The 26010-nt window shown below is 72.4% G+C and carries 18 protein-coding genes and 1 pseudogene; 11 read left to right on the forward strand and 8 right to left on the reverse strand.

Features of this window, described 5'->3' with window-relative positions; all coding sequences use genetic code 11:
* Positions 1–11 precede the first annotated feature (11 nt).
* From FEF34_RS28625 to pulA, 6 genes are all read left to right on the forward strand, one after another.
* Positions 12–1025 (forward strand): carbohydrate ABC transporter permease, encoded by a 1014-nt coding sequence (locus FEF34_RS28625; protein WP_138055729.1) that lies wholly within the window; start codon positions 12–14, stop codon positions 1023–1025.
* The gene (locus FEF34_RS28630; protein ID WP_138055730.1) at positions 1022–1882 is read left to right on the forward strand and encodes a sugar ABC transporter permease; all 861 of its coding nucleotides are present in this window, start codon (positions 1022–1024) and stop codon (positions 1880–1882) included. The genes FEF34_RS28625 and FEF34_RS28630 overlap by 4 nt, the downstream gene beginning before the upstream one ends.
* A gap of 49 nt (positions 1883–1931) precedes the next feature.
* Entirely contained in the window at positions 1932–3608 is a 1677-nt protein-coding gene (locus FEF34_RS28635; protein ID WP_138055731.1) for a glycoside hydrolase family 13 protein, read from the forward strand.
* Positions 3593–4636 (forward strand): LacI family DNA-binding transcriptional regulator, encoded by a 1044-nt coding sequence (locus FEF34_RS28640; RefSeq protein ID WP_138055732.1) that lies wholly within the window; start codon positions 3593–3595, stop codon positions 4634–4636. Before FEF34_RS28635 ends, FEF34_RS28640 begins: the two co-directional genes overlap by 16 nt.
* 233 nt (positions 4637–4869) lie before the next feature.
* Complete coding sequence (locus tag FEF34_RS28645) at positions 4870–6558, forward strand: carbohydrate-binding module family 20 domain-containing protein (protein WP_138055733.1); 1689 nt, start codon at positions 4870–4872, stop codon at positions 6556–6558.
* Between the two features lie 566 nt (positions 6559–7124).
* Positions 7125–12503 (forward strand): pullulanase-type alpha-1,6-glucosidase, encoded by a 5379-nt coding sequence (pulA, locus tag FEF34_RS28650; protein WP_138055734.1) that lies wholly within the window; start codon positions 7125–7127, stop codon positions 12501–12503.
* Between the two features lie 30 nt (positions 12504–12533).
* On the opposite strand, the gene FEF34_RS28655 is transcribed toward pulA, so the two are convergent.
* On the reverse strand, positions 12534–13271 hold the full coding sequence (locus tag FEF34_RS28655) for a TetR/AcrR family transcriptional regulator (protein WP_138055735.1): 738 nt from the start codon (positions 13269–13271) through the stop codon (positions 12534–12536).
* Between the two features lie 63 nt (positions 13272–13334).
* Here FEF34_RS28655 and FEF34_RS43285 point away from each other — a divergent pair, with 63 nt between their 5' ends.
* Positions 13335–13730 (forward strand): hypothetical protein, encoded by a 396-nt coding sequence (locus FEF34_RS43285; protein WP_234042601.1) that lies wholly within the window; start codon positions 13335–13337, stop codon positions 13728–13730.
* 64 nt (positions 13731–13794) lie between these two features.
* Here the strand turns inward: FEF34_RS43285 and FEF34_RS28665 are convergent, their stop codons facing one another.
* Together FEF34_RS28665 and FEF34_RS28670 are read right to left on the reverse strand one after the other, a co-directional pair.
* Complete coding sequence (locus FEF34_RS28665; protein WP_138057779.1) at positions 13795–15705, reverse strand: hypothetical protein; 1911 nt, start codon at positions 15703–15705, stop codon at positions 13795–13797.
* A 66-nt stretch (positions 15706–15771) separates the two neighbouring features.
* On the reverse strand, positions 15772–16584 hold the full coding sequence (locus FEF34_RS28670) for a tyrosine-protein phosphatase (RefSeq protein WP_138055736.1): 813 nt from the start codon (positions 16582–16584) through the stop codon (positions 15772–15774).
* Between the two features lie 143 nt (positions 16585–16727).
* Between FEF34_RS28670 and FEF34_RS28675 the strand changes: the two genes are divergently transcribed.
* The gene (locus tag FEF34_RS28675) at positions 16728–17165 is read left to right on the forward strand and encodes a hypothetical protein (protein ID WP_138057780.1); all 438 of its coding nucleotides are present in this window, start codon (positions 16728–16730) and stop codon (positions 17163–17165) included.
* A gap of 111 nt (positions 17166–17276) precedes the next feature.
* On the opposite strand, the gene FEF34_RS28680 is transcribed toward FEF34_RS28675, so the two are convergent.
* The 3 genes from FEF34_RS28680 to glnII form a co-directional block, all read right to left on the reverse strand.
* A complete protein-coding gene (locus tag FEF34_RS28680) occupies positions 17277–18815 on the reverse strand; it encodes a DUF1996 domain-containing protein (RefSeq protein WP_138055737.1) in 1539 nt (512 codons plus the stop codon).
* Positions 18816–19145: 330 nt separating this feature from the next.
* Complete coding sequence (locus FEF34_RS28685; protein WP_138055738.1) at positions 19146–20138, reverse strand: NAD-dependent epimerase/dehydratase family protein; 993 nt, start codon at positions 20136–20138, stop codon at positions 19146–19148.
* A gap of 604 nt (positions 20139–20742) precedes the next feature.
* A complete protein-coding gene (gene glnII, locus FEF34_RS28690) occupies positions 20743–21774 on the reverse strand; it encodes a glutamine synthetase (protein WP_138055739.1) in 1032 nt (343 codons plus the stop codon).
* Between the two features lie 489 nt (positions 21775–22263).
* Between glnII and FEF34_RS41535 the strand changes: the two genes are divergently transcribed.
* The gene (locus tag FEF34_RS41535) at positions 22264–22413 is read left to right on the forward strand and encodes a hypothetical protein (RefSeq protein WP_171053130.1); all 150 of its coding nucleotides are present in this window, start codon (positions 22264–22266) and stop codon (positions 22411–22413) included.
* A 50-nt stretch (positions 22414–22463) separates the two neighbouring features.
* Positions 22464–23375, forward strand: coding sequence for a Gfo/Idh/MocA family protein (locus FEF34_RS28695; protein WP_138055740.1), 912 nt, complete (start codon positions 22464–22466; stop codon positions 23373–23375).
* 194 nt (positions 23376–23569) lie between these two features.
* On the opposite strand, the pseudogene FEF34_RS44335 reads toward FEF34_RS28695, so the two are convergent.
* Positions 23570–23887 (reverse strand): annotated as a pseudogene (locus FEF34_RS44335) (hypothetical protein); the annotation flags it as partial.
* Between the two features lie 965 nt (positions 23888–24852).
* On the reverse strand, positions 24853–25212 hold the full coding sequence (locus tag FEF34_RS28705) for an arsenate reductase family protein (protein WP_138055742.1): 360 nt from the start codon (positions 25210–25212) through the stop codon (positions 24853–24855).
* Between the two features lie 130 nt (positions 25213–25342).
* Between FEF34_RS28705 and FEF34_RS28710 the strand changes: the two genes are divergently transcribed.
* Complete coding sequence (locus tag FEF34_RS28710; protein WP_234042602.1) at positions 25343–25690, forward strand: hypothetical protein; 348 nt, start codon at positions 25343–25345, stop codon at positions 25688–25690.
* Positions 25691–26010: the final 320 nt, after the last annotated feature.

Below are 26010 nucleotides of genomic sequence, written 5' to 3' on the forward strand. Positions count from 1 at the left end.
AAGACCGACCGATGGCTGTCCACACCAGCGGCCAGTCGGTGGCGAAGGCCGCGGAGCCCGGGAGGGCCCGCGGCCGCCGCCGCGACACCGCAGGCGCGCCCGGCAAGCTCCGCCGCGCCCTCTCCACGCACTGGTACGCCTGGACCATGGTCGCCCCCGTGGTGATCGTGATCGGGGTGATCATCGGCTATCCGCTCGTCCGCGGCGTCTATCTGTCGCTGACGAACGCCGACGAGCGGAACGTCGAGCGGTCGATCGGGGTGAACCACCTCCCCGCTACGTACGAATTCGTGGGACTCGACAACTACGCCGACGCGCTCACCGGCAGCCAGTTCCTGGACACCCTCGGATGGACGCTGGTGTGGACGGTCTCCTGCGTGGCCGTCACCTTCGGACTGGGCCTCACTCTCGCCAACATCCTCAACCGCAGGATCGCCGGCCGGTCGTTCTACCGGATGATGCTGATCCTCCCGTGGGCCGTGCCCGGCTTCGTCTCCGTCTTCGCCTGGCGATTCCTCTACAACGAGGACAACGGCCTGCTCAACAAGCTCCTCGCGGGCGGCGGCATCGATGCCGTGCCGTGGCTGAACGACCCGACCTGGGCCAAGTTCTCGGTGATCGCCGTGAACGTCTGGCTCGGCGTCCCGTTCATGATGGTCGCCCTGCTCGGCGGACTGCAGTCCATCCCCGGCGAGCTGTACGAGGCCGCCGAGATGGACGGCGCCAACGCCTGGCAGCGGTTCCGCAACATCACCATGCCCGGGCTGCGGTCGGTGTCCACCACCGTCGTCCTGCTGAGCACCATCTGGACCTTCAACATGTTCCCGGTGATCTTCCTGCTCACCCGGGGCGGTCCCGGAGAGGCCACGCAGATCCTGGTCACCCAGGCGTACAAGTTCTCGTTCGAGATCAGCCCCCGCGACTTCGCCCAGTCCTCCACCTGGGGCGTGCTGATCCTCGTCCTCCTGATGGTCTTCGCCGCTGTCTACCAGCGCGTCCTCCGCAAGCAGGGAGAAACCTGGTGACCACGACCAACGTCCCGGCGAACGCCCCGGTGCGCGGCCGCCGCACGCCGCTGGCCTCGACCGCGCTGCACCTCACGCTGCTCGTCACCTCCGTGATCGCCGTCTTCCCGGTGCTGTGGGTACTGCTGACCTCGCTGAAGCCGGCGAGCCACGCGACCACCACGGACTTCGTCAAGGAGACGACGCTCGAGAACTACACGAAGCTGCTGGCGGACACCGAGTTCCTGACCTGGTTCGGCAACTCGCTCCTCGTCGCCGGCCTCACCACGGTCCTCGGTGTCTTCGTGGCCGCCACCACCGGCTACGCCGTCAGCCGCTTCCGCTTCCCCGGCAAGCGGGGCCTGATGTGGACGCTGCTGATCACCCAGATGTTCCCGGTCGCGGTCCTGATCGTGCCGATCTACAACATCATGTCGGGACTGGGCCTGCTCAACGAGCCGGCGGGTCTCGTCATCACCTACCTCACCATCGCGGTGCCCTTCTGCGCCTGGATGATGAAGGGCTTCTTCGACACCATCCCGCGCGAGATCGACGAGTCGGGCCAGGTCGACGGGCTCACCCCGTTCGGCACCTTCTGGCGGCTGATCATGCCGCTGGCCCGCCCCGGCATCGCGGTGACGGCCTTCTACTCGTTCATCACCGCCTGGGGCGAGGTGGCCTACGCCTCCGCGTTCATGGTCGGCGACGAGAACCTGACCCTCGCCGGGGGCCTGCAGAAGTTCGTCAACCAGTACGGCGCCCAGTGGGGTCCGATGACCGCGGCCTCCGTGCTCATCGCCATCCCGGCCGCGATCGTCTTCCTCTTCGCACAGCGCCATCTGGTCGCGGGCGTTTCGGCGGGCGCCGTCAAGGGCTGACCCGCACGTGCCGTACGTTCCCCCCAACCACCACCATCCCAGGGACGAAATGACCCAGCACCTCGCTGCCCCCGCCACCGCGACGACGTCCGGCCACCGTGCCGAGCCAGCGCCATGGTGGCGGGACGCGGTGATCTACCAGGTCTATCCGCGCAGCTTCGCCGACGGCAACGGCGACGGCATGGGCGATCTCGCCGGGATACGCAGCAGGCTCCCGTACCTCAAGGAGCTCGGCGTCGACGCGGTCTGGCTCAGCCCGTTCTACGCCTCCCCACAGGCCGACGCGGGCTACGACGTCGCCGACTACCGTGCCATCGACCCGATGTTCGGCACGCTCCACGACGCCGACGCGCTGATCCGCAGCGCCCACGCACTGGGCCTGCGGATCATCGTCGACCTCGTGCCCAACCACTGCTCCGACCAGCACGACTGGTTCCGGCAGGCGCTGCGCGAGGGCCCCCGGTCCCGGCTGCGCGAGCGCTTCCACTTCCGGCCCGGCAAGGGCGAGGACGGTGAACTGCCGCCCAACGACTGGGAGTCGATCTTCGGCGGGCCGGCCTGGACGCGGACGGTGAACCCGGACGGCTCGCCGGGCGAGTGGTACCTGCACCTCTTCGCCCCCGAGCAGCCGGACTTCAACTGGGAGCACCCGGCCGTACAGGACGAGTTCCGCTCCATCCTCCGCTTCTGGCTGGACCTGGGTGCCGACGGCTTCCGCGTCGACGTCGCCCACGGCCTGGTCAAGGCACCCGGCCTGCCCGACATCGGCTCCGGAGAGCAACTGAGACTGCTCGGAAACGATGTCATGCCGTTCTTCGACCAGGACGGCGTCCACGAGATCTACCGCTCCTGGCGGCGGATCCTCGACGAGTACGAGGGCGAGCGCGTCCTCGTCGCCGAGGCGTGGACCCCGACCGTGGAGCGCACCGCGCTGTACGTCCGCCCCGACGAGATGCACCAGGCATTCAACTTCCAGTACCTCACCACCAACTGGGACGCGAAGGAGCTGCGCGAGGTCATCGACGGCTCGCTCGCCGCGATGCGGCCGGTCGGCGCGCCCACCACCTGGGTGCTGTCCAACCACGACGTCACCCGGCACGCCACCCGCTTCGGCAACCCGCCGGGCCTCGGCACCCAACTGCGCGAGCAGGGCGACCGCGAGCTCGGCCTGCGCCGGGCCCGCGCCGCCACGCTGCTGATGCTGGCCCTGCCGGGGTCGGCGTACGTCTACCAGGGTGAGGAGCTGGGCCTGCCGGACGTCACGGACCTGCCGGACGAGGTGCGCCAGGACCCGTCGTTCTTGCGGGCGGAGGGCCAGGACGGCTTCCGCGACGGCTGCCGGGTGCCGATCCCCTGGACCCGCGAGGGCTCCTCGTACGGCTTCGGCAGCGGCGGCAGCTGGCTCCCGCAGCCGGCCGACTGGGCCGAGCTCAGCGTGGAGGCGCAGACCGGGGTGCCCGGCTCCACCCTGGAGCTGTACCGGGCGGCCCTCGCCGTGCGCCGCGACCACCCGGGCCTCGGCGCGGGTGAAGCGGTGACCTGGCTCGACGCACCCGACGGCGTCCTCGCCCTGTCCCGCGACGGGTTCGTCTGCACCACCAACACCACGGGCGCGCCGGTCCGCCTCCCGGCACCCGGCGCTCTCCTGCTGGCCAGTGCGCCGGTCGCGGTGAACGACGGCTTCGCCGTCCTGTCCGCGGACGCCACGGCGTGGTGGACGGTGTGACGATCCCCAGGCCGAGGGGCACCGCGGGGGCGGGAGCTCCCCGGCTCACCGACATCGCCGCGCAGGCCGACGTCAGCGAGGCCACGGTCAGCCGTGTCCTCAACGGCAAGCCCGGTGTGTCGGCGGCGACCCGCACCCGGGTGCTCGCGGCGCTCGACATCCTCGGCTACGAGCGCCCGGTCCGGCTGCGGCGGCGCAGCGCGGGACTGGTCGGCCTGGTGGTGCCCGAGCTCACCAACCCGATCTTCCCGGCGTTCGCCCAGGTCATCGAGCAGGTGCTGGCCGGGCACGGCTACACACCGGTGCTGTGCTGCCAGCAGCCCGGCGGGGCCAGCGAGGACGAGCTCGTGGAGCAGCTGGAGGAGAGCGGTGTCGACGGCATCGTCTTCCTCTCGGGGCTCCACGCGGACACGGCGGCGGACCAGGGGCGCTACGCCGAACTGGCCGCGCGCCGGATCCCGTTCGTGCTCGTCAACGGCTGGAACGAGCAGGTCTCGGCGCCGTTCGTCTCGCCCGACGACCACATGGCCGCGGGCATGGCCGTGCGCCATCTCGCCGAGCTCGGCCACGAGCGCGTCGGGCTCGCGGTCGGGCCGGTGCGCTACGTGCCGTCGCGGAGGAAGACGGAGGGCTTCCTGGCGGCGGCCGGACCGGATGCCGAACGGTACGTCCGGCACACCCTGTTCAGCGTCGAGGGCGGGCACGCCGCCGCCGCCGAACTCCTCGACGCGGGCTGCACCGGAATCGTCTGCGGCAGCGACATGATGGCGCTCGGGGTGATCCGGGCGGCGCGCGAGCGCGGCCTGGACGTGCCGGGCGACGTGTCGGTGGTCGGGTACGACGACTCGCCGCTCATCCCCTTCACCGACCCGCCGCTGACGACCGTGCGGCAGCCGGTCCAGGCCATGGCGTCGGCGGCGGTCGGCGCGCTGCTGGAGGAGATCCGCGGGAACCCCGTGCCCAGCACCGAGTACGTCTTCCAGCCGGAGCTGGTGGTACGCGGCTCGACGGCGAGGGCGCGGAGCTGACTGGTCGTCAGGGAAGGCCGTCACGCCATCTGCCCGCAGGGTGAAAAACCTTGCAGGCAGATGGCGTCCGTGTTTCCCGGATGTGTCCGAACGGTTGACCGGGCAATCGTTCGGGCCTACCGTCACCTGCGCGGAGGGTCCTTTCAGTTTTGCAGCAAGAACCTTCAACACCCCCACCCCAGGCCCCCGTTCACCACCTCCCACCTCCCTTCCTGAGCCGCAGGAGGAAGCACATGGCCAGCAGATCTCTGGCTGCCGCGCTCGCCGTCGTGGCGGGCACGGCAGCCGCGGTGATCGCGCCACCCGGGGCAGCGCAGGCGGCCCAGCCCGGCACCAAGGACGTCACCGCCGTCCTCTTCGAATGGCGCTTCGACTCGGTCGCGCAGGCGTGCACCGGCACCCTGGGTCCGGCCGGCTACGGATACGTCCAGGTCTCCCCACCCCAGGAGCACATACCGGGCGGGCAGTGGTGGACGTCCTACCAGCCCGTCAGCTACCGGATCGCGGGGCGGCTGGGCGACCGCGCCGCCTTCACGAGCATGGTCGACGCCTGCCACGCGGCGGGCGTCAAGGTCGTCGTCGACACCGTCATCAACCACATGGCCGCCGGGAACGGCACGGGTACGGGCGGCTCGTCGTACACCAAGTACGGCTACCCCGGCCTGTACTCGGCCCCGGACATGGACGACTGCACCGCGCAGATCACCGACTACCGGGACCGCGCCAATGTCCAGAACTGCGAACTCGTCGGGCTCGCGGACCTCGACACCGGCGAGGAGTACGTCCGCGACAGGATCGCGGGCTACATGAACGATCTGCTGTCGCTCGGCGTCGACGGCTTCCGCGTCGACGCCGCCAAGCACATGCCGGCCGGGGACCTGGCCGCGATCAAGGCGAGGCTCGGCAATCCGGCCGCCTACTGGAAGCAGGAGGCCATACACGGCGCCGGTGAGGCCGTCCAGCCCGACGAGTACCTGGGCAACGGCGACGTGCAGGAGTTCCGCTACGCCCGCGACCTCAAGCGGGTCTTCCTCAACGAGAACCTGGCGTACCTGAGGAACTTCGGCGAGGGCTGGGGCTACATGACGAGCGGCAAGTCCGCCGTCTTCGTCGACAACCACGACACCGAGCGCGGCGGCGACACCCTCACCTACAAGAACGGCGCCGACTACACGCTGGCGAACGTGTTCATGCTGGCCTGGCCGTACGGCGCGCCGGACGTCCACTCCGGCTACGAGTGGTCCGACAAGGACGCGGGCCCGCCCAACGGCGGCACGGTGAACGCCTGCTACAGCGACGGCTGGAAGTGCCAGCACGCCTGGCGCGAGATCTCCTCCATGGTCGCCTTCCGGAACGTCGCGCGCGGTCAGGGCGTCACGAACTGGTGGGACAACGGCGCCGACGCGATCGCGTTCGGCCGGGGCGACAAGGCGTACGTGGCCGTCAACCACGAGACCTCGGCGCTGACCCGCACCTTCCAGACCTCCCTTCCGGCCGGCGACTACTGCGACGTCCAGTCGGGCACGGGCGTCACGGTGAACGGCGCCGGCCAGTTCACCCGGACCCTCGGCCCGAACACCGCCGTCGCGCTGCACGTCGGCGCGAGGAACTGCGGCGGCGGATCGTCCGCCTCCGGCGCCTCGTTCGCGGTCAACGCCACGACCGTGCCCGGCCAGAACATCTACGTCACCGGCAACCAGACCGCCCTCGGCAACTGGAACACCGGCAGCGCCCTCAAGCTCGACCCGGCGGCCTACCCCGTGTGGAAGCTCGACGCCGGCCTGCCCGCCGGCACCTCCTTCGAGTACAAGTACCTGCGCAAGGACGCCGCGGGCAACGTCACCTGGGAGACCGGTGCGAACCGCACGGCGACGGTCCCGCCGACCGGCAGGGTGAGTCTCGACGACTCCTGGCGGTCCTGAGATCCGGGCCGGGTGGGCGAGGCCGCCGGTGAACGTCCCGCCGCCCGTCCGGGCCCCTGGGGGCGCACGGTCGTGCTCGCCCGGACCTGCCATGGTCGTGCTCGCCCGGACCCGGCCGGGCACGACCCGCCGGGCGGTGCGGGCGAGATCCACGGCCCTCGGCGCACGGCCTTCCGATCCCGACCAGGCCCGAGGAGCCCCGACCAGGCCCGAGGAGCCCCACGGTCCACGGTCCACGGGCCGCGAGTCACGTGCCACGATCCGCGGGCCACCAAGCACGATCCGCAGGCCGCGAGTCACGGTCCACGGTCCACGTGCCACGGTCCACGGGCCACGATTCACGTGCCATGGGCCAGGGTCCACGTGCCGCGAGTCACGTGCCACGATCCGCGGGCCACCAAGCACGATCCGCAGGCCACGAACCACGATCCGCAGGCCACAGCCGCGAGTCACGGGTCACGGGCCCATGAGCAGCCCATGAGCCCACGGGCACAGACGTGTCCCGACGAGTACCGATGCGTTCCGACACGAGTTCCGACGAGTCCAGACCAGTGAGGAGAACCCTCGTGACACCCCCCTCGCGCGCCCGGCGCAGAACGGTGGCGGCCGGCCTGGCCGTCGCCGTGTGCGCCGCACTCGCGCCCGCCGCCGCGGCGAAGCCGCCCGCCCCACCGTCCGACGCGCGGCTCGCCGCGCAGCCCGCCCGGCACGATCTCACCCGCGAACAGTTCTACTTCGTGCTACCGGACCGGTTCGCGAACGGCGAGCGCGCCAACGACCGCGGAGGACTGACCGGTTCACGCCTGGAGACCGGCTACGACCCCACCGACAAGGGCTTCTACCAGGGCGGCGACCTCAAGGGACTCACCAAGCGCCTGGACTACGTCAAGGGCCTCGGTACGACCGCCATCTGGCTCGCGCCCATCTTCAAGAACCGCCCCGTACAGGGCAGCGGCAAGGACGCGTCGGCGGGCTACCACGGCTACTGGATCACCGACTTCACCCAGGTCGACCCGCACTTCGGCAGCAACCGGGACCTGGAGACGCTGATCGACAAGGCCCATGCCAAGGGCATGAAGGTCTTCTTCGACGTCATCACCAACCACACCGCCGACACCGTGGACTACGCCGAGAAGGCCTACGGCTACCGCCCCAAGGGCTCCCACCCGTACCTCGACAGGAGCGGCCGCCCGTTCGACGACCGCGACGGGATCCCGCGCGGCGCGGTCGACGCCGACTCCTTCCCGTACACCCCGGTCAAGGGCGAGGGCGCCGTCACCAAGGTCCCGGCATGGCTCAACGACCCGACGATGTACCACAACCGGGGCGACTCCACCTGGGCCGGGGAGAGCGCCGAGTACGGCGACTTCGTCGGACTGGACGACCTGTGGACCGAGCGGCCCGAGGTCGTCGAGGGCATGAAGCGGATCTACGAGAAGTGGGTCCGCGACTTCCGGATAGACGGCTTCCGGATCGACACGGTCAAGCACGTCGACCTGGACTTCTGGACCCAGTGGGCGACCGCGCTGGACGCCTACGCGGCCAAGCGGGGCCGTGAGGACTTCTTCATGTTCGGCGAGGTCTACTCCGCCGACACCGCCGTGACGTCGCCGTACGTCACCCGGGGCCGGCTCGACTCGACCCTCGACTTCCCCTTCCAGGACGCGGCCCGCGCCTACGCCTCGCAGGGCGCCGGCGCCGGCCGGCTCGCCGAGGTCTTCGCCGACGACTACCGGTACACCACCGACAAGGCCAACGCCTACGAGCAGGTGACCTTCCTCGGCAACCACGACATGGGCCGCATTGGCACCTTCCTGAAGCAGGACAACCCCGGGGCCGGTGACGCCGAACTGCTGAAGCGGGCCCGTCTCGCCAACGAGCTGATGTTCCTCAGCCGGGGCAACCCGGTCGTCTACTACGGCGACGAGCAGGGCTTCACCGGCGCGGGCGGCGACAAGGACGCCCGCCAGACCCTGTTCGCGTCGAAGACCGCTGACTACCTCGACGACGACCAGCTCGGCACGGACCGCACCCACGCCGAAGACGCGTACGACACCGGGCACCCCGTCTACCGCTCGATAGCCGCGCTGTCGAAGCTCACCCGCGAGCACCCGGCGCTGCGTGACGGCGTCCAGCAGGAGCGCTACGCGAAGGACTCCGTCTACGCCTTCTCCCGGACGGACGCGACGAAGCGCGCGGGAGCCGTCGAGTACCTGGTGGCCGTCAACAACGCCACCACCGAGAAGACCGTGACCGTGCCCGTGGACTCGGCGGAGTTCCGGGCCCTGTACGGCGGTTCCGGCACCGTGCACGCCACCGGCGGCCGGGTCACCGTCACCGTGCCCGCGCTGTCGGCGCTGGTGCTGCGCGCGACCGGGCCCCTCGCGCCCCCCGCCGCGAAGCCGTCCCTGACCCTGAGGGCCCCCGCCGCCGGGGCGACCGGCACCGTGGAGATCTCCGCCGACGTCCGCGGCGGACAGCTCAACCGGGTCGTCTTCGCAGCGCAGGTGGGCAACGGCAAGTGGCGCACCCTCGGCACCGCCGACCACGCCCCGTACACGGTCACCCAGCACATCACGGCGCCCGCCGGCACGCCCCTGCGCTACAAGGCGGTCGTCGTCGACAGTGTCGGCCGCACCGCGAGTGCCCTCGCCGCCACCACGGCCGGCCGGGTCCCGCCGCCCGAGAAACCCACGGCCGTCGAGCGCACCCACGCGGTCGTCCACTACAAGCGCGCCGGTGGGGGTACCTCCCAGGCCGAAGGCTCCGGGGGAGACTACGACGGCGTGCGGCTGAAGGCCGCCGGGACCACGGCCGCGTTCACCGGCCGCGACGCCTGGGGCGCCTTCGCCTGGGTCAAGGTCCCCGAGGGTACGTCGGCCCTCTCGTACACCGTCGAGGAGGACGGCGCCCCCGACGGGCCGCAGCGCACCATCGACCTCGGCCGCACCGGCGAGGTCTGGATCACGCAGGGCCAGGACGGCCAGTCCGACACCGCTCCCGACGGCGCCCGCCCGCCGCAGGACCCGAAGAAGGCCGTGCTGCACTACCACCGGCCTGGGGGCACCTCCCAGGCGGGAGGCTCCGGGGGAGGCGACTACGACGGCTGGGGCCTGCACACCTGGACCGGTGCCGCCGAGCCCACCGACTGGTCGAAGCCGCTGATGCCGGTCCGGAAGGACGCGTACGGTGTCACCTTCGAGGTCCCGCTCGCCGAGGGCGCCACGTCGCTCAGCTACATCGTCCACAAGGGCGACGAGAAGGACCTGCCGACCGACCAGTCGCTGTCGTTCGCCAGCCACGGCCGCGAGGTGTGGATGCTCGCCGGGCAGCCGAAGTACCTGCTGCCGATGAGCGGCGGTGCGCCCGCGCCCGATCTGTCGAAGGCCGAGGCGCAGTTCATCGACCGCGACACCGTCGTGTGGAAGGTGAAGGCCACCGGCGCCACCAGCCGGCAACTCGTGTACGCACCCGGCGGCGGCATCGAAATCGTCGACGGCGCACTCAGCGACGAGGGGCGGTGGCTGCGGCTGAACCCGTCCGCACTGACCGGCGCCCAGAAGGCGAAGTACCCGCACCTGAAGGACTTCCCCGCCTTCACCGTCGACCCGCGCGACCGCGACCGGGTCGAGGACGCGCTGCGCGGCCAGCTGATCGCCACCCAGCGCAACGCGGCCGGTGCCCTGCTCTCCGCGACCGGAGTGCAGATCCCGGGCGTCCTCGACGACCTTTACGCGGGCAAGGCGCAGAAGGCCGCGCTCGGACCGGTGTTCCGCAAGGGACGCCCGACGCTTTCCGTGTGGGCCCCCACCGCGCGCAGGGTCGCCCTCGAACTGGACGGGAAGACCGTCCCGATGCGCCGCGACGACGCCTCCGGCGTCTGGACGGTCACCGGCCCGGCGAGCTGGCGGGGAAAGCCCTACCGGTACGCCGTGACGGTCTGGGCGCCCAGTGTGCGGAAGGTGGTCACCAACAGGGTCACCGACCCGTACTCCACCGCCCTCACCACGGACTCGGCCCGCAGTCTCGTCGTCGACCTCGCCGACCCGAAGCTCGCGCCCGAGGGCTGGTCCACGCTGCGCAAGCCGGCCGCCGTGCCGCTGAAGGACGCCCAGATCCAGGAGCTGCACGTCCGCGACTTCTCGGTCGCCGACCGCACCGCGAGGAACAAGGGCGGCTACCTCGCCCTCACCGAGCGTGAGTCGGACGGGATGAAGCACCTGGCGTCGCTCGCGAGGAGCGGCACCTCCTACGTGCATCTGCTTCCCGTCTTCGACATCGGCACCGTCCCGGAGAGGAAGTCGGACCAGTCCGTGCCGGACTGCGACCTGAAGGCGTATGCGCCGGACTCCGCGGAGCAGCAGGCCTGCGTCGCGAAGGCGGCGGCGAAGGACGCCTACAACTGGGGCTACGACCCGCTGCACTACACCGTCCCGGAGGGCTCCTACGCCTCCGATCCCGAGGGCACGCGCCGCACGGTCGAGTTCCGGCGGATGGTGCAGGGCCTGAACGGTGCCGGACTGCGCACCGTCATGGACGTCGTCTACAACCACACCGTCGCGAGCGGCCAGTCGGAGAAGTCCGTGCTGGACCGGATCGTCCCCGGCTACTACCAGCGGCTCCTCGACGACGGTTCGGTGGCCACGTCCACCTGCTGCGCCAACACCGCGCCCGAGAACACCATGATGGGCAAGCTCGTCGTGGACTCGGTCGTCACCTGGGCGAAGGACTACAAGGTCGACGGCTTCCGGTTCGACCTGATGGGTCACCACCCGAAGGCGAACATGCTCGCCGTCCGCAAGGCTCTCGACGCGCTCACCGTCGGGAAGGACGGCGTCGACGGGAAGAAGATCGTCCTGTACGGGGAGGGCTGGAACTTCGGCGAGATCGCGGACGACGCCCGGTTCGTCCAGGCCACCCAGAGGAACATGGCCGGCACGGGGATCGCCACCTTCTCCGACCGGGCGCGGGACGCGGTCCGCGGCGGCGGCCCGTTCGACGAGGACCCAGGCGTCCAGGGCTTCGCCTCCGGTCTGTTCACCGAGCCCAACGCCTCCGAGGCCAACGGCACCCCGGCCGAGCAGAGGGCCCGGCTGCTGCACTACCAGGACCTGATCAAGGTCGGGCTGTCCGGCAACCTGGCGTCGTACACCTTCACCGACACCCGGGGCCGCGCGGTCAAGGGCTCCGAGGTGGACTACAACGGCTCCCCGGCGGGCTACGCGGCGGCACCCGGGGACGCCCTCGCCTACGCGGACGCCCACGACAACGAGACGCTCTACGACGCGCTCGCGTTCAAGCTGCCGCCGTCCGTCCCCGCGGCCGACCGCGCCCGGATGCAGGTCCTGGCGATGGCGACGGCCGCGCTCTCCCAGGGGCCCGCGCTGTCCCAGGCCGGCACCGACCTCCTCCGGTCGAAGTCGCTCGACCGCAACTCCTACGACAGCGGTGACTGGTTCAACCCCGTCCACTGGGACTGCCGCGACGGCAACGGCTTCGGCCGCGGCCTGCCGCCGGCCGCCGACAACAAGACCAAGTGGCCGTACGCCAAGCCGCTGCTGACCGCGCCCACGCTGAAGCCCGGCTGCGCGGAGATCACCGGCACCTCGGCCGCCTACCGCGATCTGCTGAGGATCCGCACGACCGAGAAGGAGTTCGGACTCGGCTCGGCGGACGAGGTGCAGTCGGCGCTCTCGTTCCCGCTGTCGGGCACGGACGAGACACCGGGGGTGATCACCATGCGCCTGGGCGGTCTGGTCGTGGTGTTCAACGCCACTCCGGACCGCCGGACCCAGCGGATCGGCGCCCTCGCGGGCACGTCCCACCGGCTGCACCCGGTCCAGGCCGGGGGCGCCGACCCGGTGGTCAAGTCCGCGTCGTACGACGGCGCCACCGGCTCCTTCGCGGTGCCGGGACGCACCGTCGCCGTCTTCACCCGCGGCTGACGCGCGGCGGCGCGGCGGGGCCCTCGGGGCTCAGGCGCGCTGCTGCGGAACCCGTGCCGCGGGTGCCGGGGACGGTGCCTGCGGCACGAGGGCCACGAGCCGGCCGACGAGGTCCCCGAAGGGCCCGTCGGCCGGCTCGTCCCGCATGATGCGCTCCAGCACGGCAGCCATGTCCGGGTCGTACGCCGCGGGCACCGCCACCAGCGCCGCGAAGTCGTGGACCAGTTGGAGCTCCAACTCCGCTCGCGGTATCTCCCGGCCGTCCAGCCAGATCAGCGCGGTGGACTCGGCCAGCGACACCCAGGACCGCACCACCAGCCGCAGCCGTGGCGCCGGGTCGGTGACACCGAGATGGGCCATGATCTGCTCGTAGGCCGCCTGGCGGACCCCGTCTATCACCGCGCTGGTGGTGCCGGTGCCCGCCGCGGGGCCGCCCCGCATCAGCGCCGAGAAGCCCGGCCCGTGCTCGTCGACGAAGTCGAAGAACCGGCGCATCACCCTCAGCAGCCGTCCGCCGAGCGGCCCTTCGTGCCGCTCCGAGAAACGGTGGGCGAGGTCCTCCGCCGCGCGCCGCAGCGCGGCCTCGTACAGGCTCTGCTTGCCGGGGAAGTAGTGGTAGACCAGCGGGCGCGAGATACCCGCGGCGGCGGCGATCTCGTCGATCGACACCTCGTCGGGGGAGCGGTGGCTGAACAGCTCCAGCGCCACTCCGATCAGCTGCTGCCTGCGCTCTTCGACGCCCATCCTGCGGCGAACCCCGGTCGTCATGCGAACAGCCTAACGGCCGGGCTTCGGACGCCGTCCGCCGCTCGGCCGTTAGGCTTCCGGAACATGACCGCTTCTGACCAGGAGACACCCGCGGAGTCCCCGGCACCTTCGGACGCGCCCGCGCTCGTGGACGCGCCCGCGCCGACGGGAGTGCCCGCGGTGGACGGGCCCGTATCCGCGGACGGGCCGGCGCCCGCGCCGGGACGCATGACCCCCCGCCAGGCGCGGACGCTCCGGATCGCCGCGGCGTCCCTCGTGCTCGTGGCGCTCGGTGCGGTCCTGGCGGTGCGGCTGGCCAGTCGCACGTCGGTCCTCGTGGTCGGGGCGTACGGACTGGCCATGATCCTGTGCGGAGTTGTCATCGAGCTCAGCCGCCACGGCCGCACCCGGCTGGGCACGTATCTGCTGGGCGCGGGCCTGGCGGCGGCCCTTGCGGCGGACTGGCTGCTGCTGCCCTGAGCCGCTCGGCTCCGGGCGCATCGGGCCCACCCGTCCCGTCCGGGCTCCGTGGTCCGGGCGCCGTTCAGCGCAGGGCACGCATCCGGGATCCGTCCGCGAGCCTGCCGTCGAGCTCCACCCGCACCCCCTGGCGCGCCGGCACGACGAGGTGGTTGCCCCCCGCGCTGCCGGTGACCCCGCCGGAAGCACGTACGGAGGTGACGTCCTCACTACCCGCGGCCAGCACGTACCACTGGCCCGTGCGGGACTTCCACAGCACGCCCGCCAGCACCCGCGGGTCCCGCGGTCCGCACGCGGGGGACACCTCGGAGCGGGCCACCACCACACCGGTCGACCGGGCCGCCGGGCCCGACTGCGGCGGCTGGAACTGGGCGAGCACCCGGCCGCCCGCGCCGCGCCAGGTCTCGGCGCGGGTGCACACCCAGGCTGCCCTGCCGTTCCCCTCCGGCAGCCACTGACGCGTGTACCGCCAGGCGTTGACCTCCCGCACCCCGTTCGAGCGCATCGTGGGCAGCAGACAGGCCGTGCGCGCCCAGGCGGTGCGGGCCTCCTCGGGAGCTTCGGGGACATCGCCGACGGACAGCGGAGGACCCCAGGTCAGCCGGGCCGGAACGATCTCGCCGAGATCGGTGACCAGCCGCCGGGCGCCGCCGCCGGACAGCTCCAGCGCGGGCCACGCCCGGCACTCGCGGGCCGCGGCCGGGCTCGGCAGCACCTCGGTCACCCCGTGCGCGTCGCGCCGCAGTGTCCGGGGCTCCGCGTCCGGATCGAGCAGATCCCGTGCCGAGGCCCCGCTCACCCAGGGTGCCGTCAGGTAGCGGACACCGCCGCTGCCCCGGCCGACCAGCAGCGCCCCGGCGGTGGCCGCGTCCGCCGCGTCGGTCCGGGCGAGGTCCAGCGCCGGGCCGCCGCTCGCGCCCCCGTCCGGCTCCGCGTACCGCACAACACGCAGCCCGTCGTGGAACACCACCACCCGGGCCCGGCCCACCTCGCCCGCGAACAGCAGCTGTGGCGCCCCCATCGGCGGACCCGGCGGGGTGCCGGGTGTCGCGGACACCTGCACCGTCGCACCGGGCCGCGCCCAGACGGCGAGCGCCCTGCGCAGCAGTGCGCGGTCCCCGGTCAGCGAGCCCCGGGCGGGCCACACGGAGAAGTCCGTGCGGCTGGAGCTCCGCCAGGCCTGAGCGCCGATCCGCTGCAGCCGTGCCGGGTCCAGCGCCGCCTCGGCGGCCGGGTGGCGCGCGTACAGCGGAGCGGCCGCCTCCGCCGGTGCCCAGCCCTCTCCGGGCAGGCTCAGCAGTGTGCCGGACACCAGCACGGCCGCGGCCGCCGCCAGCGCGGCCTTCGCATGCCGCCGGCGGCGCATCAGATCGGTCGGCCGGGCCTGCAGCGAGCAGGGGTCGAACTCGGGGGACTCCAGCAGATCGACCGCGGTCCTGCCCTCCGGGGTGCGGAGCCCGTCCGCCGCCGCGAGCGCCGCGTGCGGGTCGGCCACCCCGGCGCCGCTCAGTACCTGCCGCACCGCGGCATCCGTCAGCCCCTCCAGGGCGCGCAGCGCGTATGCGGCACGCGCGGCCCCGGACAGCGCGGACAGCCCCTGGTCCAGGGCGAGTTCATCGGCGCCGCCGGAGCGCGGGAACAACCGCAGCCCCCACACCTGGGGCAGCAGCGGCGGGAACTGCACACGCTTCGGCCAGGCCCGCCGCCGCAGCGGGAGACCCGCGTCCAGCGCCTGCCGCAGCACCCGCCCGCGGACGAACGCGTACCCCGGCGCGGCCGTTCCGCGCGGCGCCGGCACCCGTGCCCCACCGGCCTGCGGAAGCCGGGCCGCACGGCCGCGCGGCAGGGAGCGCTGCACGATCCAGTGAGCGGTCAGCACACGGCGGTTGCGGCCGAGGGAGGGCGGCAGAACGAGGTAGGCGGTCCGCACCAGACGCGGATAGTGCTCCACGAGCGCGGCCTCGGCCTGCTCCACGTCGACGGCGGCGGGGGCGAGTTCCTGGGTGCTCACCTTCAGCAGAACGAGCGAATACTGCGATAGTCACCAGCCCCGGTCGGCAGGCCCGGTGAGACGGGCGCGGATCCGTGCCACGGTCTCGTCGCCCACTCCGAGGCCGTCCCTCACGTATCGCTCCAGCGAGCCGTGGAGCCTGGTCACCTCGTCCCGGGCGGCGGCCAGGTAGTCCGGTGTCACACCGATGAGGGTGAGCGCGATCTCCGGGTCGCCGCCCTGGGCGGTGAAACCCTCCACGAGCGGTGCGAACGCCTGGCGGACCGCCCGGTTCACGGAGAGGTACTCCGCCATCACGGTGTCCTCGTCCGCGCCGAGCAGGCCCAGCACCACGGCCGCGGCCCAGCCCGTGCGGTCCTTGCCCGCCGTGCAGTGGAACAGCAGCGTCCCGGCGTCCGGCTCGGCCAGGGCCTCCAGGAACGCCCCGTAGCCGTGCCTGGCGGACTCCGTGGAGACGAGGGCCCGGTAGGTGTCGGCGAACAGGGCGTGCGCCCGGCCTCCGCCCAGCTCCCGCTCGGCGGCCGCCGGGTCGCCCAGGACCTCCCGCAGCCGTGCGGCCGCGGGCACCGTGCCGGAGGCCAGGAAGTCCGCCAGCACGTCGGCCGCCAGCACCCGGGTGCCCGGCGGAAGGCGGTCGGGCCGGGCCCGGCGCTCCGCCTCCGTGCGGAAGTCGAAGACGGTCCGGACGCCCAGGGCCGCCACCGCCGGGTCCGCCGCGGTGTCCAGCCGGTCCAGCTGCCCGGACCGCAGCAGCAGCCCCGGCCGCACGATGCGGCCGCCCATGAGCGGGGTCGGGCCGAGGTCGCGCAGATTGGCGACGGTGGTCGCGGGGATCGCGGGCATGGCGGCGGCTTCTCCCTGGTGCACATGGGACAGCTGGTGCGGGTGCGACGTGCGGCACGTTACCCCTCGTTCCTCTGCCCACCGGGGCGCCGACCGGGCACGATGGCCCGATGAGTACGCAACGAGCTCGAACCACCACTCCGATGGCCCTGGCCGCGTTGGCGCTGACGGCGGCCATGGCCCTCACCGCCTGCGGCGGGGACGCGGACGAGGCCCCCGACGTGCCGAGGACGGCGACCGGGAGCCTGGAGGAACTGGCGAAGCAGGCCGAGTGCGAGCCGAACATCCAGACGGACGCGAAGGAACTGCGGCAGGCGAACTGCGCGACGAAGGACGGCAAGTACGTCCTCGCCACCTTCGCCACCGACCGCGGTCAGCGCGAGTGGATCAACGAGGCCAACGACTACGGCGGCTCGTACCTCGTCGGCAGGAAGTGGGTGGCGGTCGGCGACGAGAAGGTCGTGACGGCACTGCGCGGCCGGCTCGGCGGGGCCGTGGAGAGCGGTGCCTCGCATGGCGGGCACTCGGGGAGCAGTGCCGGCAGTGGGGGGAACGAGGACGAGCACTCCGGCCATCACTGAGCAGGCCGCGCAGGCATGGGGGAGGGGGAGGGGCGGGGTTCGGCGGAAGGAGGCGCCGAACCCCGGGACTCGGGCGGGGAGTCCGGGGTCCGGCGCCGGCTCAGCGAGCGGTCAGCGGCACTTGCGTCCGCCGTTGATGCAGCTCACCATCTTGTTCATCAGGTTCTCGTCGAAGACGTTGATGAAGTCGCCGTGGTCGGTGATGGGCTTGTGCAGCTGCTCCGGGAAGGAGTCGACCGCGAAGACGCTCGGGTTCGCCCCGTCGAAGACCGGCGGCGGCACGTCGTAGACGATGCGCTGCACGAGCTGCGGAATGGCCCGGAAGCCGTTGGGGCAGGCGCCGTTCGCCTGGGCGAAGGCGACATGGGTGCGGTGGTTGGCGCTGTCGGTGTTCTGACCGTCCCAGCAGCTCTGGAACTTGAACGACCGCACCACCTGGCTGCCCTCGGGGCAGATCGGGTACTTGTCCTTCAGCTGGCGGTTCTCGAACCCGGTGCAGCTCCACGACGCGTTCGCGTTCGCGTCACCGTTGACGAACGCCTTGGCGTCGCCGGTGATGATCCGCAGGAACCGCGGCATGGCCGTCACCTTGGAGCGCGGGTTGCCGACGAAGTTCAGCGTGACCTGGGACGGCGTCTGGATCTCGCCGACGTTCTGGTCCTTGCCGCCGCCGTCGGCGTCGGCGTCGTTCTCCTGCTGCCCGTTCTGCAGCCGCAGCACCGGCCAGTAGTACGTCGACTTGTCGGCCTGGTTCACACAGGTCGTCTCGCCGTTGGCGAGGTCGTCGTCGCTGGCGAAGGCGTCGTTGGCCTGGTTGCCCACGTAGTCGTGCATGTGGTGGGCGCCGTTGGCGACACCGGGAGCGACGATCACGTTGTCCGGGTTGAACTTCCCGTTCTCGTTCACACCGCAGCTGGTCGTGAACGTGCCCCGGGAGGCACCGCGCCGGTTGCGCGGGTTGTCGACGTTCGGCTGGACGGACTCGATGTCGACGAAGTCGGACTGCTCCGGGCCGTTGCCGGCCTGACCGCCGTTCCCGCCGCCCTGGCCGTTGTCCTGACCCTGGTCCTGGCCGCCGTTGTCCTGGCCCTGGTCCTGAGCGCCGTCCTGACCCTGACCGCCGTCCTGACCCTGGTCGTTGCCCTGGTTCTGGCCGCCGCCCTGGTTCTGTCCGTCGTTGTCGTCGGCCCGCAGGGTGCACGACGCCATGGACTCGAGGCCCTTCGGCTTGGGAGCCTTGCCGCGCTCGATGAGCGCCGCGATCCGCTGGAGGATCACCGTCCGCTCGTTCTTCAGCGGAGTGAGGATCTGCTGCTGCCCGTAGCGGGGGTCGCGCTCGATCCGCTGCCTGAGGTCGGCGAAGCGCTTGTACGCCTTGGTGATCTGGGTGTCCAGCGTGGCGAGTTCGCGGTCGACGTTGGCGCGTGCCTTCTGCGGCACCACGTCCAGTTCGTTTCCGACGTCCGGGCAGTCGATGGTGGAGAGCGACCGGCCGGCGGCCTGGGTCCCCTTGGGGTTCTGACCGCGGCTCTCACCCGCGGATGCGTAGACATTGACCGCGACCAGCCCACCCCCGCCCAGAATCAGGGCAGCCGAGGCGGCGATCGCCCGGTTTGCCAGCGTTGAGCGTTTGCGTGTTGTGCGTGCCATGGAACTCCAATCCCGGGGTGGGAGCAACGCGTCGTTCCATACGGAGTCGCGCGGCGCCACGTTCAGACGGGACCGGAATTCGTAGAAAACTCCATCCGCAAAACGGCTGCCACCGGGTGCCAACGGGCATGCCCACGAGGGTGGTTGGCGAAACCTCGCGGATGTGCCCGTCTGCGCCCGCGTGCCCCGGTACGCCCACCGCACTGACCGACTCGATGCCGGACGTGACACCGCGGGCCGGGACCGCCGCGGACGCCCGGAGGTGCGCCCGCCGGGCGCAGCCGGGTCCGGTGCGGCGGGGCAGCGGGCCGGCCCCGGCGCCCCGGGTGCTCAGGAGCCGCCGAGCAGCGCCGACTCCTGGGCCGCGGACAGGCCGACCGGGGGCCGGTCCTCACGCAGGGGGGCGCTTCCGCCCACCCTCCGGAGCCAGGCCCAGGTGTCGGCGACCGTCTCCTCGGCCGGGCGGCAGTGCAGACCGGCGGCCAGGGCCCTGGACACATCGGCGCGGTGCATCGCGTCGTACGCCTCGCCGCGCGGGACCCACACCGGCAGGTCCGTCCAGGGCTCCACCCCGGCCGCGGCGATGCGCTCCGGGTCGAGCCAGCGCAACTCCGCGCCGGAGCCGGTCGCCCGGACGCAGGCATCAAGCAGCCCGCCCATCGTGGTGTGGCCGTGCGGCGACACCAGGTTGAACGGACCGGTCAGCCGCTTCTCCGCCGCGTCGAGGGTCCAGAGGGCGAGGTCGCGTACGTCCACGAACTGCACCGGCAGCTCGCGCGGACCCGGCGCGGGCACCGTACCGCCGCGCGCCATCCGGTTCAGCCACCACGGCAGCCGGCCCACGTTCTCCCAGGGCCCCAGGATCAGCCCCGCGCGCACCAGCAGCGACCGGTCGGAGCCGAAGGTCTCCGTCACGGCCAGCTCGCCGCCCCGCTTGTCGCGGGCGTAGTCGGTCGGCCCGGCGTCCGCCGCGGCACCCTCCACCAGAGGGCCGTCCTCGTCGAGCCCCGCGGCCGCCGGCCACGCGTAGACCGAGCGGCTCGAGACGTACACGTAGTGGCCGACCCGGTCCGCGAGCAGCCGCGCCGGGGCGAGGACGGCGGACGGGGCAGCCGACCAGGTGTCGACGACCGCGTCCCACTCGCCCTCCGCGAGTGCGCCGAGCCCGTCCGGTGCATCCCGGTCGCCGCGCAGCACCCGCGCCCCCGCCGGGGCCTCGTGGCGCCCACGGTGGAACACCGTCACCTGCCAGTCGCGGGCCAGCGCGGCCTCCACGACGGCCCGCCCCACGAACTCCGTACCGCCCAGCACCAGAAGTCTCATGGTGCCGAGCGTGCCCGCTCACCCGCTCCGACGTGCGGAGTTCCGCTGCGGGGGGAATCCGGCCGCGCCCCCCGTCTGCCGGAAGGGCGCCAGGGGCGGCACCATGTGCGGGCCATGACGGATGCCCGGTCGCCGATGCGCGCCTTCCGAGCAGCACTGTTCGCGGCAGTGTGCGTGACGCTTCGCGCCGCTGCTCCTCGCCGCCGTAGGCGTCCCCGAACCGGCCAGGCCCGCGCGTCGTCCTGGGCCTGGTGGCCCGGGCGCGTCGCCGGTCCACGGCGGCCTGACGGCACGGGGCCTGCCCGGGGAGCGTGGCGCTTCGGCGCCCCGGTCCGGCCCGCTCAGGCCCGTGGCCCCGCTCCGGCCCGCTGCGGTCCGCGCCCTGCTCCGTGGCGGAGGACGCGGCGGAGGACCTGACCGCGGACGTGACCGAGCAGGGGGAAACCGGGCCGGGGACGGGATACGCGATCGGAGCGGCGGGCGCCGGAAGCGGCGGCTGCTGGTCGGCGGGCCGTGCCCGCAGTCGCGGTGCTCGTGTCCCGGCGACGCGGAAGGGGCGCCCGCCGGTCAACCGGCGGGCGCCCCTTCCGAAGCGGCTGCGGGATCAGACCTGGCCGGCCTTCTCCAGCGCGGAGCAGCAGGTGTCCACCAGCAGGCGGGTCACCACGTACGGGTCGACGTTCGCGTTCGGACGGCGGTCCTCGATGTAGCCCTTGCCGTCCTTCTCGACCTGCCACGGGATGCGCACCGAGGCACCGCGGTCGGAGACGCCGTAGCTGTACTCGTTCCAGGGGGCCGTCTCGTGCAGACCGGTCAGACGGTCGTCGATGCCGGCACCGTAGTTCTTGACGTGGTCCAGCGGCTTGGAACCCTCGCCCAGCGACTCACACGCGGTGATGATCGCGTCGTAGCCCTCGCGCATCGCCTTCGTGGAGAAGTTGGTGTGCGCGCCGGCGCCGTTCCAGTCGCCCTTCACCGGCTTCGGGTCGAGCGTCGCGGAGACGTCGAAGTCCTCCGCCGTGCGGTACAGCAGCCAGCGGGCGATCCACAGCTGGTCCGCGACCTCCACAGGTGCGAGCGGGCCGACCTGGAACTCCCACTGGCCCGGCATGACCTCGGCGTTGATGCCGGAGATGCCGAGACCCGCCTGCAGGCAGTTCTCCAGGTGCGCCTCGACGACGTCACGGCCGTGGATCTCGTCGGAGCCGACACCGCAGTAGTAGCCGCCCTGCGGGGCCGGGAAGCCGCCGACGGGGAAGCCGAGCGGACGGTCCCCGTCGAAGAAGGTGTACTCCTGCTCGATGCCGAAGATCGGCTCCTGGGCGGCGAACTTCTCCGCCACCTCGACCAGCTGGGCCCGCGTGTTGGACGGGTGCGGGGTCATGTCCGTGTTCAGGACCTCGCACAGCACCAGCACGTTGTCGCCGCCGCGGATCGGGTCGGGACACGAGAAGACCGGCTTCAGCACGCAGTCGGACGCGTGACCCTCGGCCTGGTTGGTGCTGGATCCGTCGAAGCCCCAGATGGGAAGCTCGGAGACGTCTGCGGCGGCACCCGTCAGAATCTTCGTCTTCGAGCGGAGCTTCGCGGTCGGCTCGGTGCCGTCGATCCAGATGTACTCAGCCTTGATGGTCACGGGCCCTCATCCTTTGCGGGTGCAGCGGGTATGAGGCGCAGCTTCGCAACCCCTGGTTTCCCGGCCATTGCTCGATTGTGAACCCCGTGTTACTCGGGGATCCGGCGGTCCCCGGAACCCCCGTGCGCCCCGATTGCCGCCGGATCGCGGGCGAATGACACGGACCGGGGTCCCGGTGGGGCACGGGCGGGTGATCCGGACCGGACCTCCGCGGACCGCGGGGGAGGACGCGCCCGTACCCGGCCGACGGGGACGGGCACGGCGCGTGGTGCACGAGAGCCTCGAGGCGTGCCGGAAGCGCTGCGCGAGGACGCCCGGCCGCGGTACCGCAGCCGTCGTATACGCCCCGGTGATCCGCGTGGGGGGCGGGATCCCGGTGGAGTACGGGCGGGTGATCCGGACCGGGCCTCCGCGGACCGCGGGGGAGGACGCGCCCGTACCCGGCCGACGGGGACGGGCACGGCGCGTGGTGCACGAGAGCCTCGAGGCGTGCCGGAAGCGCCGGGGGAGGGCGTCGTGACGCCCGCCGCGGCGGGCGTCCATCTCACCGGCCGGCCCTACCGGCCGACCGGCCGACCGGCGGTCCGGCCGGGCGGCTTCCCGGGGCTGACGGACGATGTGCCGCGGCCCGGCGGGTGACCACCCGTCACCCGCTCTTCCGCTGCCGCCCGCGGGGGCAGACTGGCGGCATGACGAGACTGCGCATCGGACTGATCGGAACGGGCCCCTGGGCGGAGCGCACCCAGGCACCGGCTCTCGCCGCGCATCCGGGGGCCGTCCTCAGCGGTGTGTGGGGGCGGCGCCCGGAGGCCGCCGCCGCGCTCGCGTCGGCCCACGGGGTCGAGGCGTACGAGGACGTGGATGCGCTCATCGGTGCGAGCGACGCCGTCGCGTTCGCCCTGCCACCCGACGTCCAGGCCCCGCTGGCGGCCCGCGCGGCCGCCGCCGGACGGCATCTGCTCCTGGACAAGCCGGTGGCGACGACCGTGTCCGGGGCCCGTGAGGTGGTGGCGGCGGCGGAGGGTACGGGGGTCGCGTCCGTCGTCTTCTGCACCCTGCGGTTCGCGGCGGACACGGCCCCGTGGATCGCCGAACAGGGCGCCGCGGGAGGCTGGTTCACGGGCCGGGCGCACTGGCTCAGCTCGCTCTTCGGGCCCGGTTCTGCGGGCCCGTACGCCGCCTCGCCCTGGCGGCGGGAGAAGGGCGGGCTGTGGGACGTCGGCCCCCATGTGCTGTCGGTGCTGCTGCCGGTGCTGGGAGACATCACGGAGCTGACGGCGCTGCGCGGACCGGCCGACACCGCCCATCTGGCGTTCCGGCACGCGTCCGGGGCGTCGAGCACGGCCACCGTGGGCCTGAGCGCGCCTCCCGAGGCGGCCGGCGCGAGCATCGACCTGTACGGGGAGCGGGGCCGCGTTCCCATGCCGCCGTGGAGCGACGCGGTCGGCTCGTTCCGCTCGGCGGTGGACGCCCTGCTGCAATCGGTCCGCACGGGCGATCCGCACGCCTGCGACGTACGTCTGGGCCTGCGGATCACGGAGATCCTGGCGCAGGCGGAGGAACGGCTGCAGAAGGCACGGCCCGGGGCGGCCGGGGGCTGAACCCGCACCCCGCGGTTGTGGGACGCCAGGGCCCGAGTGCCGCGGTTTCGAGGCCGTTGCACTGACGCGGAGCCTCCGGCCACGAAGAGGCCGGGCCGGGTGGACGGGACCCTCGGCTTCGTGATCCCGTCCGTACCGGCTTCCCCCGGGTGCCCGCAGGGCGGTCGCAGGCACCCGGGAGCAGGGGGGGCGCGTCAGCCGACGCGCTCGATGCGGGCGTTGCGGATCAGGAACTTCCCGGGCTCCCGGACCTGCTCGAACGCGGCGTTGTTGAGCAGCGCGCAGCTGCCGGATGTCGACGTGACCTCGACGGTCGTCGACTTGTCGTTGTCGAGGTTCGTCACCTTCAGCCGGGTGCCGACCGGGAACTGGCCGCTGGAGGCCGCCGGATCGCCGCCCTCACCGGACAGCGTCACCGTCGATCCGGCGCAGACGACCTCACCGGCGGCACCTGACTGGTCCCCTCCGCCTGCCTGGTCCGCGGGCGGCTGCTCGGCGGCCGGGGGCTCGGCGGCCTCGCCGCCACCGCCCGCGCCGAGGCGCTCGATGCGGACCTCGCGGATCACGTTCTTGCCCGCCTCGCGGACCTGCTCGAAGGCCGCGGCGTTCAGCAGTGCGCAGCTGCCGGAGGTCGATGTGACCTCGACGGTGGTGGTCTTGTCGTTGGCCAGGTTGGTGACCTTGAGCTGGGTGCCGATCGGGAACTGGCCGCTGGAGGCCGCCGGTGCTCCGCCGTCGTTGGAGAACGTGAGGTTCTGGCCGGCGCAGACGACCTCCCCGGCCGCGTCGCCACCCGCGCCCGTACCTCCGGCCGCCTGGCCCCCATCGGCCGGAGGCTGGGCCGAAGCCGCCGCCTGGTCCCCTCCGCCGGAGCCCTTCGCACAGCCGGCGGCTTCCTGCTGGAGGTTGATCTGCCTGATCACCGCCTCGCGGTTGGCGATCCGTGCTTCCGACTGGGCGTCGGGATTGGCCCGTTGGCCCGCGATGAAGTTCTCGTTGTTGCGCACCGCCTGGGCGAGGCCGTCACAGGCCGCCGAGGCATTGCTTGTTCCGGTCATGACAATCACAGTGCCGCCGACCAGTGCCGTGGCACCGATCATGAGCGCGATCTTCTTCTTGCCGCTGAGGGTCTTCTTGCGCGACACGTAAGGCTCCTGTCCCCGGCTCTGAACGGCGGCCGGATCGGTTCCGTGTGCCGTTACGTACGAGTAGGCCGAGGGCCCCGCTCAACGTCTCAGCGGTGACTTCCTTAACTGCGGCTTAAGTTTTCGCAGGTGGGCGGGGGCCTGGAGGTTCAAGGCCGGTCGACGGACGCCGTCATCCCGGCCATCCCGGCATCGTTTTTTCGAACGCCGCCGTCGTCGCAGTCGCCGTCGCCGCCGCCGTCGCCGCTGTCACCGCCGTCGGTGCCGTCACCGTCCTCAGCGGCGTGCCCGTCGGTGCGGTACGTCCGTGCGGTCCGGCGCGATGGGCGCGTTCAGCGGCCGAGTGCGGCCCGTACCGCCTCGTCGGTACGCGCCACCACGGTCGTGCCGTCGTCCGCGGTGATGATCGGACGCTGGATCAGCCTCGGGTGCGCGGAGAGCGCCGCGATCCACCGGGCACGCGAGTCCGCGTCCTTCGGCCAGCCCTTCATGCCGAGTTCCCCGGCGATCGCCTCCTGGGTCCGGGCGATGTCCCACGGCTCCAGCCCGAGCCGTTGGAGGACCTCGCGGATCTCCTGCTCCGACGGGACGTCGTCGAGGTAGCGGCGCACCGTGTACGACGCGCCCTCCTCGTCGAGCAGCCGCAGCGCGCTGCGGCACTTCGAGCACGCGGGATTGATCCAGATCTCCATTGCGGCACTGTACTCCCCGTGCGCCACTCGAACACCCCTGAACGCCCTTTGGCCTGGGGTGATTGTCAGTGGTGGGCGATAAAATCGAACTAGTTCGTGAGGGACCAACCACCGCGCCAGGAGGTCGCCGATGGGCGTTGCCGCAATCACGATGATGACGGGGACGGAGCAGGGCACGAGGAGGGGGGCGAGGACGGGGGCCGCGAAGAGGAGGGCCAGGCGGCCGGAGCACCCGCCGGCACTGCCCGCGCCGGCGAAGAGGCCACTGCCCGCGGGACTCCCGCGCGAGTGGTACGAATCCCACAACCGCCGGCTCAAGGCCATGCGTCTGGCCATCGCGCTGCTCGACACGGGTGTCTACCACCCGGCGAACGCGAGCAACCGGCGGATACGCACCACGGCCGAGCGCATAGGCATCCATCCGCCGTCCGACACGACGTGCCGCATGGTGCGTTCACTGATCCACTACGCGGACTGAGGTCCCGCGAGACCGTCACGGCCGGACCCGCACCGGCGGAACCGGCATCCGCGACCCTCGGGTGACGGACGGCGGCGGTCTGACGGCCGGGACGCGCCTTCCGCGGTCCCCGGGCGCCCCTGCCCGGGGACCGCGCGCGGCGCTCGTCCCGTCCGCCTACCCCCGCCGTCCCGTCCGCCTACCCCCGCCGTCCCGTCCGTCCACCCCGCCGTCCCGGACGGTGCCCCGCCGCCTCGCCCGTGTGACGTGTCACAGACAAGCAGCCGGGGCTGTGGGAAGTTCAACTCTGTTGTTCCTCACTAGAGTTGGGGTCGCCCGCG

It is taken from the genome of Streptomyces marianii (assembly GCF_005795905.1).
GTDB lineage: Bacteria > Actinomycetota > Actinomycetes > Streptomycetales > Streptomycetaceae > Streptomyces > Streptomyces marianii.